Genomic DNA, 16,568 nt, shown 5'->3' with positions numbered 1-16,568 from the left:
TGCTATAATGGCTAATTCAGGATCAAGAGGTTCTGTAAGACAAATTAGACAATTAGGTGGTATGAGAGGACTTATGGCTTCTACAACTGGTAAGACTATCGAGATTCCAGTTAAAGCTAATTTCCGTGAAGGTCTATCAGTACAATAATTCTTTATCTCAACACACGGTTCTAGAAAGGGACTTTCCGATACAGCTTTAAGAACAGCTGACTCTGGTTACTTAACTAGAAGACTAGTTGATGTATCACAAGATGTAATCATTAGGGAAATTGACTGTGGTACAGATTCATATATAGTTGTTAAAGATATTACAGAAGGTAAAGAATTAATTGAAGGTCTAAAATACAGAATAATTGGTAGAACTTCATTTGAAGATATAATAAATCCTGTATCTGGTAAGATTATTGTCCATAAAAATGAAATCATCAGCGAAGATATGGCTGATGAAATAACAATAGATCATGTTCTAGAACAATTTAATGGTGAAAAAGAAATTATCAAGATTGACAAGGTTAAGATAAGATCAGCCTTAGAATGTAAGGCTAAACAAGGTGTATGTTCACTATGTTATGGTAGAAACTTAGCTACAGGTAAATCTACAAATGTAGGTGAGGCTGTAGGTATAATAGCTGCTCAATCTATCGGGGAACCTGGTACTCAGCTAACCATGCGTACCTTCCACTCTGGTGGGGTTGCTGGAGGTGGAGCAATTACACAAGGTTTACCAAGGGTTGAAGAGTTATTTGAAGCTAGAAAACCTAAGGGTCAAGCTATAATAGCTAAAGAATCTGGTCAAGTTATTATCGATGACAGTGAAGACAGAATTAAAGTATTCATCAAAGATGAAGATGGCGAAACAAGCAAATACTTGTTACCATATCATGTAAATCCAGCTAGAAATGTTGTTGATGGATCCCATATTGAAAAGGGTGAAAAAATAACAGAAGGATCTATAAATCCTCATGATTACTTAGAATTATTAGGACCTAAATCTGTACAAGATTATATAATAAAAGAAATCCAAAAAGTTTATAGGCTACAAGGTGTAGATATAGACGATAAGCATATAGAGATTATTATCAAACAAATGCTCCAAAAGGTTAATATAACTGAAAGCGGAGATAGTGAATTCTTAGTTGGATCACAACAAAACAAGAGAGATGTAGAAGCTGCAAATGAAAAGCTTGTTGAAGAAGGTAAAAAACCTGCAGAATTTGAATATGTTTTACTAGGTATTACAAAGGCTTCTATAGCTTCAGATTCATTCTTATCAGCTGCATCATTCCAAGAAACTACAAGAGTTCTAACAGATGCTGCTATAAAAGGTAAGAAAGATAATCTAATTGGATTGAAAGAAAATATTATAATTGGTAAATTGATACCAGCTGGTACAGGTATTGATAGATACAGCCATATTCAAGTAGAGACAATAGAAGAAAAAGATCACAGTGAAGAACATCTTGTAGAATAAGGCTTATTCCTTGACATTCAAAACTTGTGATGGTAAAATAATACAGTCTAGGGCATACTATGCAATTTTGCGCGGTATGCCCGACAATAATCAACTATTTTGTTGATATATAAATTTAAAGAAAAGGAGGTGCAGAATGCCTACAATTAACCAACTAATTAGGAAAAATAGAAAAAGCGAAAGTAAAAAGTCAAATACACCAGCTTTAGGTTACAACTACAACACTCTAAAGAAGAGAAATACTAAATCAAATTCTCCTCAAAAGAGAGGTGTATGTACATCAGTTAGAACTGTAACACCTAAGAAACCTAACTCAGCTTTACGTAAGGTAGCTAGGGTAAGACTTACAAACGGAGCAGAAGTTCTATCATATATTCCTGGTATAGGACACAACTTACAAGAACACTCAGTTGTACTTATAAGAGGTGGTAGAGTAAAAGACTTACCTGGTGTTAGATACCACATTGTTAGAGGGGCTTTAGATACAGCAGGAGTTTCAAACAGAAAACAAGCTAGATCTAAATACGGTGCTAAGAAGGCTTAATTCGATTGCACAAATAAATTTTAAAGGTGCTTTTGTTTAGATTTATATATCAACAACAAGCGCACTTATCGATAGAAATATCGAGTACCAATGAATTATTTTTAATGGTAAGGAGGGAAGAGAAGTGCCAAGAAAAAATAGTGTTCCTAAAAGGGATGTTCTACCTGATCCAATATATGGTGATGTTGTAGTAACAAAATTAATAAACGCTGTTATGCTTGACGGTAAAAAAGGTGTTGCTCAAAAGATTGTTTACGGAGCATTTGATGCTATCGCAGAACAAACTGGAGAAGATGCTTTAGAAGTTTTCCAAAAGGCTCTAAATAATGTTATGCCACTACTAGAAGTTAAAGCTAGAAGAATCGGTGGTGCAACATACCAAGTACCAATGGAAGTTAGACCTGCAAGAAGACAAACTTTAGCCTTAAGATGGTTAGTTTTATACTCTAGAAATAGAGGAGAAAAAACTATGATCGAAAGATTAACTAAAGAAATCTTAGATGCATCAAACAACACTGGATCAAGCGTGAAGAAGAAAGAAGAAATGCACAGAATGGCAGAAGCTAATAGAGCTTTCGCACATTTCAGATACTAATTTAAAAAGGAGTAGAGAGTGCCAGATATCAGTTTAAAGGATATTAGAAATGTTGGGATAATGGCTCACATTGACGCTGGTAAAACAACAGTTACTGAGAGAATATTATTCTATACAGGTAAAATCCACAAAATGGGTGATACACACGATGGTACAGCTATCATGGATAGTATGGACCAAGAAAAAGAAAGAGGTATCACAATTGCTTCTGCTGCTACTACAGCTTACTGGAAAGATCATAAGATAAATATTATCGATACTCCAGGTCACGTAGACTTTACAGTAGAAGTAGAAAGATCTTTAAGAGTGCTTGACGGTGCAGTTGCATTATTCGACGCTAAAAGTGGTGTAGAACCACAATCAGAAACAGTTTGGAGACAAGCTGATAAGTATAACGTACCAAGAATTGCTTTTATCAACAAGATGGACGCAACAGGTGCTGACTTCTTAATGGCGGTTGACACAATTAAAGACAAATTAAAAGCAAATGCAGTTCCAATACAATTACCAATCGGTAATGCTCATGACTTTAGAGGTATTATTGATTTAGTTGATATGGATGCTGTAACATATGACTTAGATGATGAAACAGGTGAATCAGCTCACCATGGTGAAATACCTGCAGACCAATTAGATGATGCTAAATTATATAGAGATCAATTAATTGAAGCTGTAGCTGACTCAGATGAAGATATCATGATGAAATACCTAGAAGGTGAAGAAATCTCATCTGAAGAATTAAGAACAGCAATAAGAAAAGCTACAATTGCTAGATCTATATACCCAGTTTTATGTGGTTCAGCATACAAGAAGAGAGGGGTACAATCACTTATAGATGCAATGGTATACTACTTACCGTCACCTATTGATATACCTGCTATACAAGGTACTTTACCAAAGAAAACTGAAGAAGAAGAAACAGTAGAAGCAGAAAGACATGCAAAATTAGACGAACCATTCTCAGCTTTAGCATTTAAGGTTGTTACTGACCCATATGTAGGTAAGTTAACATACTTCAGAGTTTACTCAGGATCTATTGAATCAGGATCTTATGTATACAACTCAACAAAAGGCAAGAGAGAAAGAATCGGTCGTATCCTAGAAATGCACTCAAACCAAAGAAATGAATTAGATTCAATTTCTGCAGGTAACATTGGTGCAGCAATCGGTCTTAAAGATACAGGTACAGGTGATACCCTATGTGATCAAGATCATCCAATTATCTTAGAAAACATGGAATTCCCAGAACCAGTTATCTCTGTTGCTATTGAACCAAAAACTAAAGCTTCTCAAGAAAAGATGGGTGTTGCTTTATCTAAATTAGCAGAAGAAGATCCAACATTTCAAACATATTCAAACCAAGAAACCGGTCAAACAATTATTGCTGGTATGGGTGAATTACACTTAGAAGTTATAGTTGACAGATTATTAAGAGAATTTAAAGTTGAAGCTAATGTTGGTAACCCACAAGTATCATATAGAGAATCTATTACTAAAGAAGCTGAAGCAGAAGGTAAATTTATACGTCAATCTGGTGGTAAGGGTCAATACGGACATGTTAAAATTAAAGTTAAACCTAATGAACCAGGTAAGGGTGTTGAATTTATCGACTCAATTGTTGGTGGTGTAGTTCCAAGAGAATACATCGGTTCAGTTGAAAAAGGTATTAGAGAAGCTTGTGATGCTGGTGTATTAGCTGGATATCCATTATTGGATATAGTAGTTGAACTATATGATGGTTCATACCACGAAGTTGACTCATCAGAAACAGCTTTCCAAATAGCTGGTGCTATGGCTCTAAGAGCTGCAGCTGAAAAAGCTGGTCCAGCACTATTAGAACCTATCGAAAAAGTTGAAGTAGTTACACCTGAAGAATATCTTGGTGATGTTATGGGTGACGTTTCATCTAGAAGAGGTAGAGTTGACGGTATGGGAACAAGAGAAGGTGTTCAAATCGTTGATGCTTTCATTCCACTATCAGAAATGTTTGGATATGCTACATCATTACGTTCAAACACACAAGGTCGTGCAACATACTCAATGCAATTTGACCACTATGAACAAGTTCCTAATAGTATAAAAGAAGAAATATTAGAAGGCAAAAAGTCATAAAACAAATTATAGGAGGAAAATATGGCTAAAGAAAAATTTGTTAAAGCAAAACCACACGTAAACATTGGTACCATTGGTCACGTTGACCACGGTAAAACAACTACAACTGCAGCTATAACACTTGTATTAAACAAGAGATTTGGCTCAGGTGAAGTTATGGACTACGAAAGTATTGATAAGGCTCCAGAAGAAAGAGCTAGAGGTATTACCATCAACGCTTCACACGTAGAATACGAAACAGAAAATAGACACTATGCTCACGTTGACACACCAGGCCACGCGGACTACGTAAAGAACATGATCACAGGTGCTGCACAAATGGACGGTGCTATCTTAGTAGTATCAGCAGCTGACGGTCCAATGCCACAAACAAGAGAACATATCTTACTTGCAAGACAAGTTGGTGTTCCAAAGATGGTTGTATTCTTAAACAAAGAAGACCAAGTTGACGACGCAGAATTAATCGAATTAGTAGAAATGGAAGTTAGAGAATTACTTTCAGAATACGGTTACGATGGAGATGAAACACCAATTACAGTTGGTTCAGCATTAAAAGCTTTGGAAGATCCAGATGGAGAATGGGGAGACAAGATTGTTTCATTAATGGAAACAGTTGATGAATGGATTCCTACACCAGAAAGAGATACTGACAAACCATTCTTAATGCCAGTAGAAGACGTATTCTCAATCACAGGTAGAGGTACAGTTGCTACAGGTAGAGTAGACAGAGGTGTTGTAAAAGTTAACGATAAAGTAGAAATCGTTGGACTAAAAGACAAACCAGAAGAAGTTGTTGTAACAGGTGTTGAAATGTTTAGAAAACAATTAGACTTAGCTGAAGCTGGTGACAACATTGGTGCTCTATTAAGAGGTGTTACAAGAGATGACATCGAAAGAGGACAAGTTTTAGCAGCTCCAGGAACAATCAAACCACATACAAAATTTGAAGGTGAAGTTTACGTATTAACAAAAGAAGAAGGTGGTAGACATACTCCATTCTTCTCAGGTTATAGACCACAATTTTACCTAAGAACAACAGACGTTACAGGTGATATCGAATTACCAGAAGGCGTAGAAATGGTTATGCCTGGTGATAACGCAACATTTACAATTACACTTATCTCACCAATAGCTATCGAAGAAGGACTAAGATTCGCTGTTAGAGAAGGTGGTAGAACAGTTGCTTCAGGTGTTGTAACAAAAATTATTGAATAATTAAAGTAAAAAGACTTTTGATTTTTTCAAAAGTCTTTTTTTATGTAAAAAACTGGGACCTAAGGTCCCAGTTTAATGTTTATATCATTATTATTCTTTAATTAAATAACCCGATTTTTCTAGCACAGGTCTTACAGCCATATAAATAATATTTGCAATTATTACAGTTACTACAGCGTTGAATGCTGTAACTCCACCTGCTATTTTAGCTATTGCAGAGGCTATTTTTTGAGGTTGACCAAGTATATACATCTTATAGAAGTAACCTACAAGTGGGTCTGCTATTACATTAAAGCCCATTCCGATTATTGATGCGATAAGAGCCCACTTTGCTATATATTTTTTATCATTGGATTTATTAATTTTCTTCATTTTGTGTGCAACTAGTCCAACTATTAATCCTATAGACAGCTTTAAAACAAAAGTTTTTGGTGCAGATAGGACATATTTAGGATCTAATAAGTCTCCTATAGTCATGCCTATAGCTCCTGCTAATCCTCCATTTAGACCGCCTAAAAGTAAGGCTGCCACTACTAGAAATATATTACCAAAATGAATAGCAGTGTTACTATCTGTACCGGGTATAGGTATATCTATTTTTAGAAACCTAAAACTCACAAAGCACAATGCTGCTAATAAACCAATCTGTGTAATGGTATTAGTTTTGTTATTCATAATTCCTCCTTATTAACTCCATTTTAAGTTTATCAAATATATAACAAATGTCAAAAAGAAAAAACCACCCTATATAGGATGGTTTAAGGAAGTATTATATTAATCTTCTAAGTCATGAATTATAACACCTTGTACGACCCTGTTAACAGTACCAGATTCAGAAGGTGTATCTGTTAGGTTACCGACATGTACAGATGCTATTACTGAAAACAGTTGTGCTATTACTACGTAGACTAAGGCTAGGTAAGCATCTTCTACATCAGAATCAATATTTACTAGGTATTGGTCGAAGTCAGCATCTATCTTAGAATTACTAATAGCTAATGTTCTATCAGCAATTTTGTCATGATAAACCTCATTTAAAATATCTATATCATATTTTCTTGTATATGGATCATTTGAAATAAATCCAACAACAAAGGTTTTTTCATCTACATAAGATTTTGGACCGTGTCTAAAACCTAAGCTTGATTCAAACATAGCTGAAACCTTACCAGCAGTTAGTTCTAATATTTTTAGTCTAGCTTCATTGGTAAGTGCATATAAAGGACCAGATCCTAAGTAGATTATACGGTTAAAATCAAAATCTACTAAATCATTTATTTTTTCTTCATCTGACAATATATCATTAGCTGCTTTGATAATTGCTTTCACACGTTTTTCTTTGTCTTCATTTGATAGGGTATCAAATATCAATAAAGCACTTAAAACCATAGATGTAAATGATGAAGTCATAGCAAAGCCTTTATCATTTGTACCTTCAGGCATTATTAAAACATGTGCGTTATCTTTATCTCTTAAGTTAACGGCTAATTTACCTTCATCAGCACAGGTGATTGCTAAATGATAAATGTTATCTATTAACTTATTAGCTAATTCTACAGCTGCTAAACTTTCAGGTGAATTACCACTTCTAGCAAAAGATACTAGTAGGGTAGGCCTATTTCTTAAATAAAGTTTTGGTGAAGCTACAATATTTGTAGTTGCAATTGATTCGAATTCAAAGTTATCATTATTTTTTAAATAATCAACAATAGTATTTCCAACAAATTCTGAAGTACCGGCACCTGTGAAAATAACTTTTACTTTTTCATCATTTGCCTTAATTAATTTATCTAAAAATTCTCTTATCTTTTCTTCTTCATTAATGTAATTATCATAAGCTACTTGCCATTTTTCTGGTTGGTGGCTAATTTCTGATAATGTATTTGCATAATGCTTAGGATCAACATTAGTATTTTTAATTTTAAACATATTTCCTCCTAAATTATATTGGTTACTACCATTTAAAGTGTATTACAAATTTAAAATTTAATCAAGTATTTAAATCAAAAAAAATGAAAATCAAAATATTTAATATATTAAAAAAAATTAATATATTAATAAAACATATAAATATTGCTGTTTTGAGTATTTAAAAATTTAACTTTTAATAATATTATTTGAACTAACAAATTATGAATAGGTTGTCAAAATAAAAATATACTGATATACTTAGGCTAATGAATGAAAAATCATAATATTTTGGGGGATTAAATGCCAACATTTAGGGAAATTTTATCTTCGGCTATAGCTTTATTCATAATAATAGCTATTTTTTTAATTATCATTCAAATTATCAATGCCATAAAATTAAACAAGCAAAAGGAAAAATTTAGAAACATTCATCTAAACTTAAAGCAAGGAGATGAAGTATTGCTTGCTAGTGGCATTTTTGGAAGGGTTAAAAAAATCCAAGAAGAATATGTAATTTTAGAAATAGCTAAAAATGTAGAAGTTAAAGCTAGTAGATATAGTATAAGTCAAATAATTTAATAGGAGGAAATATGCCAAATATAATGTTAACAAGGATTGACAATAGGTTAATCCACGGTCAAGTAGCTACCCAATGGACAAGCTATGTGGGTGCTAATTTATTATTAGTTGCAAATGATAAGGTTGCAAATGACAAGATGAGACAAGGTTTGATGGATATGGCGGCACCAACAGGGGTTGCTACTAGATATTTCACTATCCAAAAAACTATTGATGTAATAGGAAAAGCTGCTGATAGGCAAAAGATTTTTATTATATGTGAAACACCTCAAGATGTTTTAAAATTAGTTGAAGGTGGAGTCCCAATAGATAAAGTAAATGTTGGAAATATGCATATGGCAGACGGAAAAAGAGTTGCTGTTGGAGTTGTAGCGGTCGACGATGACGATGTTGCAGCATTTAGAGCTTTAAGAGACAAAGGTGTAAAAATAGAGGTACAAAAAGTACCGTCAGAAGCTAAAGAAAACGCGGAAAAACTTTTTATCTAACAAGTAGATAAAATTTGCTAAAACTATAAATATACTAAGGAGGAAAAGTATGGATTATAGTATTATACAAATCTTACTAGTCTTTGTTGTAACATTTATAGCAGCGATAGATCAATTCAGTTTCTTAGAATCATTCTATCAACCTATAGTGATAGGTCCATTAATTGGTGCTATTTTAGGAGATGTTAACTCAGGACTTGTAGTAGGGGCAACTTATCAATTACTAACAATTGGTAATATGCCAGTTGGTGGGGCGCAACCACCTAACGCAGTTATTGGTGGTATCATGGCTACTGTTTTCGCAGTTACATCAGGATTTGAACCTGGAGCAGCAGCTGCAGCAGCAATACCATTTGCTTTATTAGGTCAATATGGTGTTACATTCCTATTTACATTAATGTCACCTTTAATGGCTAAGGCAGATTCTTACGCTAGAGAAGCTAATCCAAAAGGTATCGTTAAATTAAACTACTTTGCAATGGCTTTATTAGGAACAATTTTTGGAATTATCGTTTTAATATTCTTCCTAGCAGGCGCAAGATACGGTAAGATTATAGCTGACGCTATACCAGAATGGTTAATGAATGGTTTAGGAGCAGCAGGTGGTATGATGAGATACGTTGGTTTCGCAATCTTATTAAAGGTTATGATTTCCAAAGACTTATGGGGATTCTACTTTGCAGGCTTCGCATTAGCAGTTATAGTTGCAGCAACAGGAAAATTAGGTGGATCAGCATTACTACTATTAGCTTTAATAGGTTTTGCAATAGCATTCTGGGATTACCAAATCCATACAAAATTAAAGGATGTTGAAATATCAGGAGGAGATCAAGATGGAATATAATTTACCAAATGAATACAATGATTTAAATCCTGCTCCACAATTAGATAAAAAGACTCTTAATAAAATGGTGTGGAGATCTTTATTCTTACAAGCATCATTTAACTATGAAAGAATGCAGGCAGCAGGTTGGTTATATGGTATTTTACCAGGATTAGAAAAAATTCATACAGATAAAGAAGACCTAGCCACATCAATGGGTCACAACTTAGAGTTCTTTAATACGCACCCATTCCTAGTAACATTCGTTATGGGGATAGTATTGTCATTAGAACAAAACAAGGCTGATGTACAAACAATTCGTGCCGTTAGAGTTTCAGCTATGGGACCTTTAGGTGGTATAGGTGATGCTTTATTCTGGTTCACACTTGTTCCAATATTAGCAGGTATAACATCAAATATGGCCTTACAAGGTCAAATAATAGCACCATTTATATTCCTATTTGTATTTAACCTATTCCAATTTGGATTACGTTATTGGTTAATGCATTGGTCATATAAGATGGGTACAAATGCTATTGATGTATTTACAGCTAATGCAAAAGAATTTACAAGAGCAGCATCAATCTTAGGTGTATTCGTTGTTGGTGCTTTAACATGTCTATATGGTGCAACAGAAACTAAGTTAGAAATTCCTAATGGTAAAACAAACGTTGCAGTACCAGTAGTGGCCGTTGTTGACAATGCAGAATTACCAGATTATGCTGAATACTTATATGAAAAAGATGAAAATGGTAATATAACTGAAAAATTACAACCATCAGCAAGTATAGTTGATCTTGAAAATGGAAAATCTCAAATTAACTTCACAAGAAACGAAGAACAAGATGTAACAATTAATGTTCAAGAAATTCTAGATGGAATAGTTCCAAATGCAATTCCATTAGGACTTACAATGCTATTATATTATTTATTTACTAAGAAAAAATGGACACCAATATATGGTATTGGTCTATTATTAGTAATAGGTATTGTAGGTGGATACCTAGGAGTATTCTAGTATGAGAAATGGTGTAATAATAGCTGCCCATGGAGAATTTGCTAAGGGATTAAAGTCAGGACTTGATTTAGTAGTTGGTCAAATGTCAAATCTAAGAGTAGTAAACTTTATAGAAGGAGACACATATGATACTATAGATAAGGCCTTAAATGAAGCTTATGATGACCTAAAAGATTCAAAAAATATTTTAATAATAACTGATTTGAAGGGTGGAACACCTTTCAACAGGTCTGTAAGCTTGTTTAATGATAAAGACAATGTCAGAGTATTATCTGGATTAAACTTTGCCTTAACTTATCAAGCCTTGGTTTCAGAAGAAAAAGATATTGATAAATACCTAAATGAAGTAATAGAAACTGGAAAGGAATCAATAGACTACTTTGCTATCCTAGCAAAAGAAGAAGATGATGAATTAGATGGTATTTAATAAATAAAAAAGAAACGTTGTGATTTATTCACAACGTTTTTTTATGTTTTATGGTGCTGGAAACAGGACTTGAACCCGCAACCAACTGATTACGATTCAGTTGCTCTACCAATTGAGCCATTCCAGCCTGGCGGAGAAGACAGGATTTGAACCTGCGTGGGCTTTTAGACCCTAACGGTTTTCGAGGCCGCCCCGTTATGACCGCTTCGGTACTTCTCCAAATACAATATATATATAATATCATATTCTTATTTTATATTAAAAATATACTTTACTAAAAACAAAATTATTGGGTATAATAAATAAGAATTTTGATTTAAGGAGTTTTTTATGATTAGATATGCAACAGTAAAAGACGCTATGTTTATCCAAGAAATATTGGATAAATCATTAGGTTATAAGGTTGACTTAAAGAGGGTGGTAGAACAAATAGATGATATAAACCACAATTCTCAACAGGAAGTTTTGGTTTATGAAGATGAAGAAAACCAAAGAGTTGTAGGATTTTTAGATTTTTATTTATATAGAAGTTTATATATGGGAACAGGATTTAGAATATCTACTTTGGCTGCTCATCCAGATTATCAAGGTAAGGGTATAGGTGGAAAGTTGGTTAAAGAAGTTGAGGAAATAGCAAATAAACAAAATCTTGATTTTATTATTCTAAATTCAGGAGTTGAAAAAGAAGCGGCCCATAAGTTTTATGAAAAAAATGACTATGAATACGAAAAAACACAGAAAAGATTTATTAAAAGTTTAAAATAATTAATATTTTATTTATCCTCCTAATTCATATATAATATATATTGAATGTGGAGGATGAAATGGCGAAATTATATTTTAGATATGGGGCAATGAATTCAGGTAAATCAACAGCTCTTATGCAAGTTGCTTACAACTATGAAGAAAGAGGGATGAAGGTTAGAATTCTTAAGCCTAAGATAGATTCCAAAGGGGATGATAAACTTGTTTCAAGATTAGGGGTTACTAGAAAGGTAGATTATCTAATTGATGAAGAAGATAATCTTTTTGATTCTTTTTCTAAGATTGAAAATGGGGAAAGAATATCATGTATACTAGTTGATGAATCTCAATTTTTATCTGCTGATCAAATAGACCAATTATTAAATATAGCAGTGATTAAAGACGTACCTGTTATATGTTATGGTTTAAGGACAGACTTTAAGACTCAGGGTTTTAGTGGATCTCAAAGATTATTATTAGTAGCTCATTCACTTGAAGAATTAAAAACTATTTGTAGATGTGGTAAGAAAGCGATATTCAACGGGAGGAAAATTAATGGAATATTCGTTTTTGAAGGAGACCAGATTTCTATAGATAATAATGATAAAGTTGATTATGAAGCCATGTGTGCTAACTGCTATTTCAAGAGAATGGAAGAAGAAAAGGAAAGATTAGGCGGTAGCCAACTATCATTTTAATAGATAAAAATATTACAAAACTGTCACAATATTGACAGTTTTTTTTATTTTAAATTTGTTATTATATTTTCAGGTGGTGAAATATGAAAAAAATAAATATATTTTTTAAGGATACTTACTATGGAGAAAGATTAAAAGATTTTTTATCAAAAGAATTAAAGTCTTTTGATATAGTATGTAAAAACAATCTTGATGATCTTGAATTATCTACTTTAACTATCACAGATTATGATATAAAGAAAGAATATTGGTCATTAAAGTTATCAACTGATAAAGAGAAATATCAAGCTATTGATAAGCTATCTACTTTGATTAAAAATGAATATGACAAAAATAAAAGGAAGTACGAGGGAGCTAAAATAATATCATTTGTTAACCTTTCTTCTAACGAGCTTCAAAATGACTTTCTAAATAAAACTTTACTAAATATTGGTGCTAAAGCGAAACTTTTACTAGTTGACATGACTAATTTTTACTTGTTCAGCAAAGATAATTCTCAAATATCAGTAGATAATCTTCTTCTAAATAAAAATAAAGAAAATAGCTTTTTAACAAATAAAATTCAAAACTATTATTACCTATCAAATACTAGAATTCCTTTAGAAATGGACAAAGAGATTAATTATTCAAAGGTCTTAGAATGTGTAAAAAATTCAGACTTTGAATACATTATTATTAATCTAAGCTCCTATATTAACCAAAAAAACAAATATTTGTTAAATAAATCCGATTCTATAATATTCTTTAATCAAAAATTAGAAAATCATTATTCAAAAGATAAATATACTAATATTTTAGACACTTTAATTAATTCGGACATTCCAAGAATAGAAGTTTATCAAAATAAAAAGATTACAAAAATTACTAATCAAAACAATGAAAATTTAACTTTTGACCAATTTATAGGTGAATTATGTTAGATATTGACCAATTAAGAAAACAAATCGATAATTCTGATATTTTAAAATTAAATGATGAAGAATTGATTATTTATCTAAATAACTATATTTTATCTTATGCTTCAAAAAATAAAATTGAACTTGAAATAGACCAAGTAAATAAGTATAGCAAGGAATTGTTCTATGACCTTAGAGGTCTGGGAATTTTAGAATATTTCTTAGAGGATGATTTAATTAATGAAATAATGATAAATTCATATAATCAAATCTATATTGAAAAAGAAGGAAATATTTTTAAATCTCATATCAGCTTTAGGTCAGAAAAAGAACTGGATAGGATAATCCAAAAAATAGTTAGCGATTCTGGTAGAGAAGTTAATATTTCCAATCCAATTGTGGATGCAAACTTATATGATGGTTCAAGAGTCAATATTGTTTTACCACCAATTAGTAACCATAATCCAATAATTACTATTAGAAAATTTTCCAAGCACAAATTAAGTATAAAAGATTTAATCAATAGTGGAAGTCTAACTGAAGAACTTGCAGTTTTTTTAGAAAAACTTGTTAAAGCTAAATATAACATTATTATTGGAGGAGGTACATCATCAGGGAAGACAACATTTTTGAATGCATTATCTAATTTTATTGATGATAATGAAAGGATTATAACCATAGAAGATTCTAGAGAGCTGCAAATTCAAAACAAGAAAAATCTAATTAGTCTGCAAACTAGAAATTCTAACAGTTCTAACAAGGGTAAGGTCACTATAAAAGATCTTATTAGAAATTCGCTTAGGATGAGACCCGATAGGATTATAGTAGGAGAGGTTAGGTCAGATGAAACAGTTGATATGCTTCAAGCTATGTCTACTGGTCATGATGGATCCTTATCAACTGCTCATGCTAATTCGGCTAAGGATATGATATCTAGATTAGAAACCATGGTCCTAAGATCAGGAGAAAAAATTCCTATTGAAGCTGTTAGACGTATGATAAATTCTTCGATAGAAATTTTAATTCACCTAGACAGGGTAGACTCAAAAAGAAGAAGAGTTATCGAGGTTGCTGAAATGCTTAGAGATGATTCTGGTGATTTAATGATAAAAAGTCTTTATAAATATAATTATAAAACAGACAAGATTGAGTTTAGCGATAATCTTACTAATAAGGATAAATTAGAAAGGTGGATAGCTAATGGATAGAGTAAAGGTGAAAAGTCTTATAATAACTTATATTATTATATTTTTATATGCTTATATTTTCTTTGAGAAATTAATATTAGCCTTATTCATTGCTTTCTTTGCATCTTTCAAATTATATATTATAGTTTATGAGTATTTAACTAGACTAAATTTTAAAAACAAACGAATCATGTTTAGAGAATTCTTAGATATATTAAATTCTAATTTAATTTCTGGTCAAAACCTATATCAAGCTTTAGATAACACACGTTTGGAACTTAAAAATCTTTTTACTATAGATAGTGAGATAGTTATGTTAACTGAGAAAGTTATTGAAGATATAAATAATGGTTTTAGTATGGAAGATGCACTATTAGATTTTAAGAAAAATATTAACTTAGAAGAAGCTAACATTTTTATAGATAGTTTACTTATTTCTTTGAAATCTGGGATTAATGTATCCGAAGTTACCTATAATGCTAAAGAAATATTAAATGAAAATATATCATTAGAGCTTGAATTATCAACTATTACAGATAATGCTAAAAAGGAATTCTTAATAATGTGTATATTGCCAATGTTTGTAATGGTTATGCTAAGGATGAATAATCCTGGGCAATTAACCTATATTGATTATTTAATTAGATTTCCAATATTTATTTTAATACTTGTATCATTTTATTTTGGAAATAAAATTGTAAGTAAGGAGATTTAATGTTAAGTATAATTTTGCTTGTGATAAGCGTTTTAATCCATTTTATATTTCTTATATATTCTTACATTCATAGGGATGAAATAGATTTTATAGGTAAAAATATAAGGATTGAGTCAAAGTATCTTGGGTATTTTTTACCCTTCATGTTATTAATAAAAAACAAGAATGAATTATTTACCTTAATAACTTCAAGTAAGCTTAAAATAGCTATAAAAAATCATTATGGAGAAAATATCTACGAAGATTTTTTACTCATACACCAAGCTAAAAAGTTAATGTTTCTTTATTATTCTAATATTTTATTTATTATCGCATTTTCCTTATCTACAGAAAAAATACTTATTCTAACTTATCCAATATTTGTCGGAATTTTTCTTTATTATTTAGACCAGATAGAAATTAAAAAATACTTAAAAATCCAAAGCAAAATGAAGTCTGACTTACCAAATTTTGTGTCTAGACTTTCCTTGATGCTTGAATCTGGTATAAATTTAAGAGATTCTTTAAATTATATAGTCGAAAAATCGAATGATGGTATAAGCCAGAATATAGCAGAAGTTTTGACTATGGTAAAAAATGGTATGTCTGAAGAAGAGGCTTTCAATAGTATTTCTATAAAAAATGAAGATATTTTAATTAGGAAATTTATTAGCAGTATAGTACAAAATTTTAAAACGGGTTCAGAGGATATAAATCAATCACTGATGCTTATAAAAAAAGAAACTAATGAATATAGAAAAACTCAAGTAATATTAGAAAGTCAAGAAGTAAATAGGAAGCTATTAATACCAAATATAGTCATATTTGTAGGTATAATGCTCACGGTAATGTTGCCAGTACTTTTAAATACACTATAAGGAGGGACCATGTTAAGTAATATAATTTATAAATTAAAAAGTCAAAAAGGTGAAATAAATATGATAGCCATAGTTTTGATTTTAATAGTAGTTATAATATTAGCTGTTATTTTCAAGGATAGCATGCAAAATTTATTGAAATCTATATTTACGAGATTAGAAAATGATATCAATAATTTCTAGAAAAATAAAAGAAAATAGGGGATCAGTTGAATTTATCGAAAGTTCTTTATTAATGCCTTTCTTATTTCTTTTACTTAGTTTATTATTTATAATTTCTCTTAAAAC

The 16,568-nt window shown here is 31.4% G+C and carries 18 protein-coding genes, 2 tRNA genes and 1 pseudogene; 17 read left to right on the top strand and 4 right to left on the bottom strand.

All coding sequences use genetic code 11. The features are described 5' to 3' along the window. The 5 genes and pseudogenes from Q0U66_RS03340 to tuf all read left to right on the top strand — a co-directional run. A pseudogene (locus Q0U66_RS03340) lies at positions 1-1,471 on the top strand (DNA-directed RNA polymerase subunit beta'); the annotation flags it as partial. A 136-nt stretch (positions 1,472-1,607) separates the two neighbouring features. After that, entirely contained in the window at positions 1,608-2,015 is a 408-nt protein-coding gene (gene rpsL / locus Q0U66_RS03335; RefSeq protein WP_103981492.1) for a 30S ribosomal protein S12, read from the top strand. Positions 2,016-2,139: 124 nt separating this feature from the next. Beyond that, a complete protein-coding gene (rpsG, locus tag Q0U66_RS03330) occupies positions 2,140-2,610 on the top strand; it encodes a 30S ribosomal protein S7 (protein WP_297377442.1) in 471 nt (156 codons plus the stop codon). A gap of 18 nt (positions 2,611-2,628) precedes the next feature. Further along, complete coding sequence (gene fusA / locus Q0U66_RS03325; RefSeq protein ID WP_297377440.1) at positions 2,629-4,722, top strand: elongation factor G; 2,094 nt, start codon at positions 2,629-2,631, stop codon at positions 4,720-4,722. 21 nt (positions 4,723-4,743) lie between these two features. After that, positions 4,744-5,937, top strand: a complete 1,194-nt coding sequence (gene tuf, locus Q0U66_RS03320; protein ID WP_103981489.1) for an elongation factor Tu — start codon at positions 4,744-4,746, stop codon at positions 5,935-5,937. A gap of 90 nt (positions 5,938-6,027) precedes the next feature. On the opposite strand, the gene Q0U66_RS03315 is transcribed toward tuf, so the two are convergent. Both Q0U66_RS03315 and Q0U66_RS03310 read right to left on the bottom strand, forming a co-directional pair. Beyond that, entirely contained in the window at positions 6,028-6,612 is a 585-nt protein-coding gene (locus Q0U66_RS03315) for an ECF transporter S component (protein ID WP_297377437.1), read from the bottom strand. A gap of 99 nt (positions 6,613-6,711) precedes the next feature. Then, positions 6,712-7,866 carry an SIS domain-containing protein gene (locus tag Q0U66_RS03310; RefSeq protein ID WP_297377435.1) on the bottom strand — a complete coding sequence of 385 codons (1,155 nt, stop codon included), beginning with the start codon at positions 7,864-7,866 and terminating at the stop codon, positions 6,712-6,714. Positions 7,867-8,148: 282 nt separating this feature from the next. On the opposite strand from Q0U66_RS03310, the gene yajC reads away from it, so the two are divergent. The 5 genes from yajC to Q0U66_RS03285 are packed head-to-tail and all read left to right on the top strand — an operon-like array spanning position 8,149 to position 11,183. Next, positions 8,149-8,427 (top strand): preprotein translocase subunit YajC, encoded by a 279-nt coding sequence (gene yajC / locus Q0U66_RS03305; protein ID WP_103981486.1) that lies wholly within the window; start codon positions 8,149-8,151, stop codon positions 8,425-8,427. Positions 8,428-8,438: 11 nt separating this feature from the next. Further along, positions 8,439-8,915, top strand: a complete 477-nt coding sequence (gene agaV, locus Q0U66_RS03300; RefSeq protein ID WP_297377431.1) for a PTS N-acetylgalactosamine transporter subunit IIB — start codon at positions 8,439-8,441, stop codon at positions 8,913-8,915. 49 nt (positions 8,916-8,964) lie between these two features. Then, positions 8,965-9,759, top strand: a complete 795-nt coding sequence (locus Q0U66_RS03295; RefSeq protein WP_297377429.1) for a PTS sugar transporter subunit IIC — start codon at positions 8,965-8,967, stop codon at positions 9,757-9,759. Then, complete coding sequence (locus Q0U66_RS03290) at positions 9,749-10,756, top strand: PTS system mannose/fructose/sorbose family transporter subunit IID (RefSeq protein WP_297377427.1); 1,008 nt, start codon at positions 9,749-9,751, stop codon at positions 10,754-10,756. The genes Q0U66_RS03295 and Q0U66_RS03290 overlap by 11 nt, the downstream gene beginning before the upstream one ends. Position 10,757: 1 nt before the next feature. Further along, on the top strand, positions 10,758-11,183 hold the full coding sequence (locus Q0U66_RS03285; protein ID WP_297377425.1) for a PTS fructose transporter subunit IIBC: 426 nt from the start codon (positions 10,758-10,760) through the stop codon (positions 11,181-11,183). Positions 11,184-11,234: 51 nt separating this feature from the next. Here the strand turns inward: Q0U66_RS03285 and Q0U66_RS03280 are convergent. Further along, positions 11,235-11,310 (bottom strand) — tRNA-Thr (locus Q0U66_RS03280). 1 nt (position 11,311) lies between these two features. Beyond that, a tRNA-Ser gene (locus tag Q0U66_RS03275) sits at positions 11,312-11,402 on the bottom strand. A 111-nt stretch (positions 11,403-11,513) separates the two neighbouring features. On the opposite strand from Q0U66_RS03275, the gene Q0U66_RS03270 reads away from it, so the two are divergent. The 7 genes from Q0U66_RS03270 (at position 11,514) to Q0U66_RS03240 (ending at position 16,463) form a co-directional block, all read left to right on the top strand. Then, positions 11,514-11,948 (top strand): GNAT family N-acetyltransferase, encoded by a 435-nt coding sequence (locus Q0U66_RS03270; protein WP_103981481.1) that lies wholly within the window; start codon positions 11,514-11,516, stop codon positions 11,946-11,948. 59 nt (positions 11,949-12,007) lie between these two features. Continuing rightward, positions 12,008-12,625 (top strand): thymidine kinase, encoded by a 618-nt coding sequence (locus Q0U66_RS03265; RefSeq protein ID WP_103981480.1) that lies wholly within the window; start codon positions 12,008-12,010, stop codon positions 12,623-12,625. A gap of 83 nt (positions 12,626-12,708) precedes the next feature. Beyond that, entirely contained in the window at positions 12,709-13,545 is an 837-nt protein-coding gene (locus Q0U66_RS03260; RefSeq protein ID WP_297377421.1) for a hypothetical protein, read from the top strand. Next, positions 13,539-14,729 (top strand): CpaF family protein, encoded by a 1,191-nt coding sequence (locus Q0U66_RS03255; protein ID WP_297377419.1) that lies wholly within the window; start codon positions 13,539-13,541, stop codon positions 14,727-14,729. The genes Q0U66_RS03260 and Q0U66_RS03255 overlap by 7 nt, the downstream gene beginning before the upstream one ends. After that, positions 14,722-15,423, top strand: coding sequence for a type II secretion system F family protein (locus Q0U66_RS03250; RefSeq protein ID WP_297377417.1), 702 nt, complete (start codon positions 14,722-14,724; stop codon positions 15,421-15,423). Before Q0U66_RS03255 ends, Q0U66_RS03250 begins: the two co-directional genes overlap by 8 nt. Next, positions 15,423-16,280 (top strand): type II secretion system F family protein, encoded by an 858-nt coding sequence (locus tag Q0U66_RS03245; protein ID WP_297377415.1) that lies wholly within the window; start codon positions 15,423-15,425, stop codon positions 16,278-16,280. Before Q0U66_RS03250 ends, Q0U66_RS03245 begins: the two co-directional genes overlap by 1 nt. A gap of 9 nt (positions 16,281-16,289) precedes the next feature. After that, the gene (locus Q0U66_RS03240; protein WP_297377413.1) at positions 16,290-16,463 is read left to right on the top strand and encodes a Flp1 family type IVb pilin; all 174 of its coding nucleotides are present in this window, start codon (positions 16,290-16,292) and stop codon (positions 16,461-16,463) included. Positions 16,464-16,568: the final 105 nt, after the last annotated feature.

Source organism: uncultured Helcococcus sp. (assembly GCF_946998255.1).
In the GTDB taxonomy this organism is placed as follows: domain Bacteria; phylum Bacillota; class Clostridia; order Tissierellales; family Peptoniphilaceae; genus Helcococcus.
The sequence above is the reverse complement of the archived record's forward strand: the minus strand, read 5'-3'. Positions and strand labels throughout refer to the sequence as shown.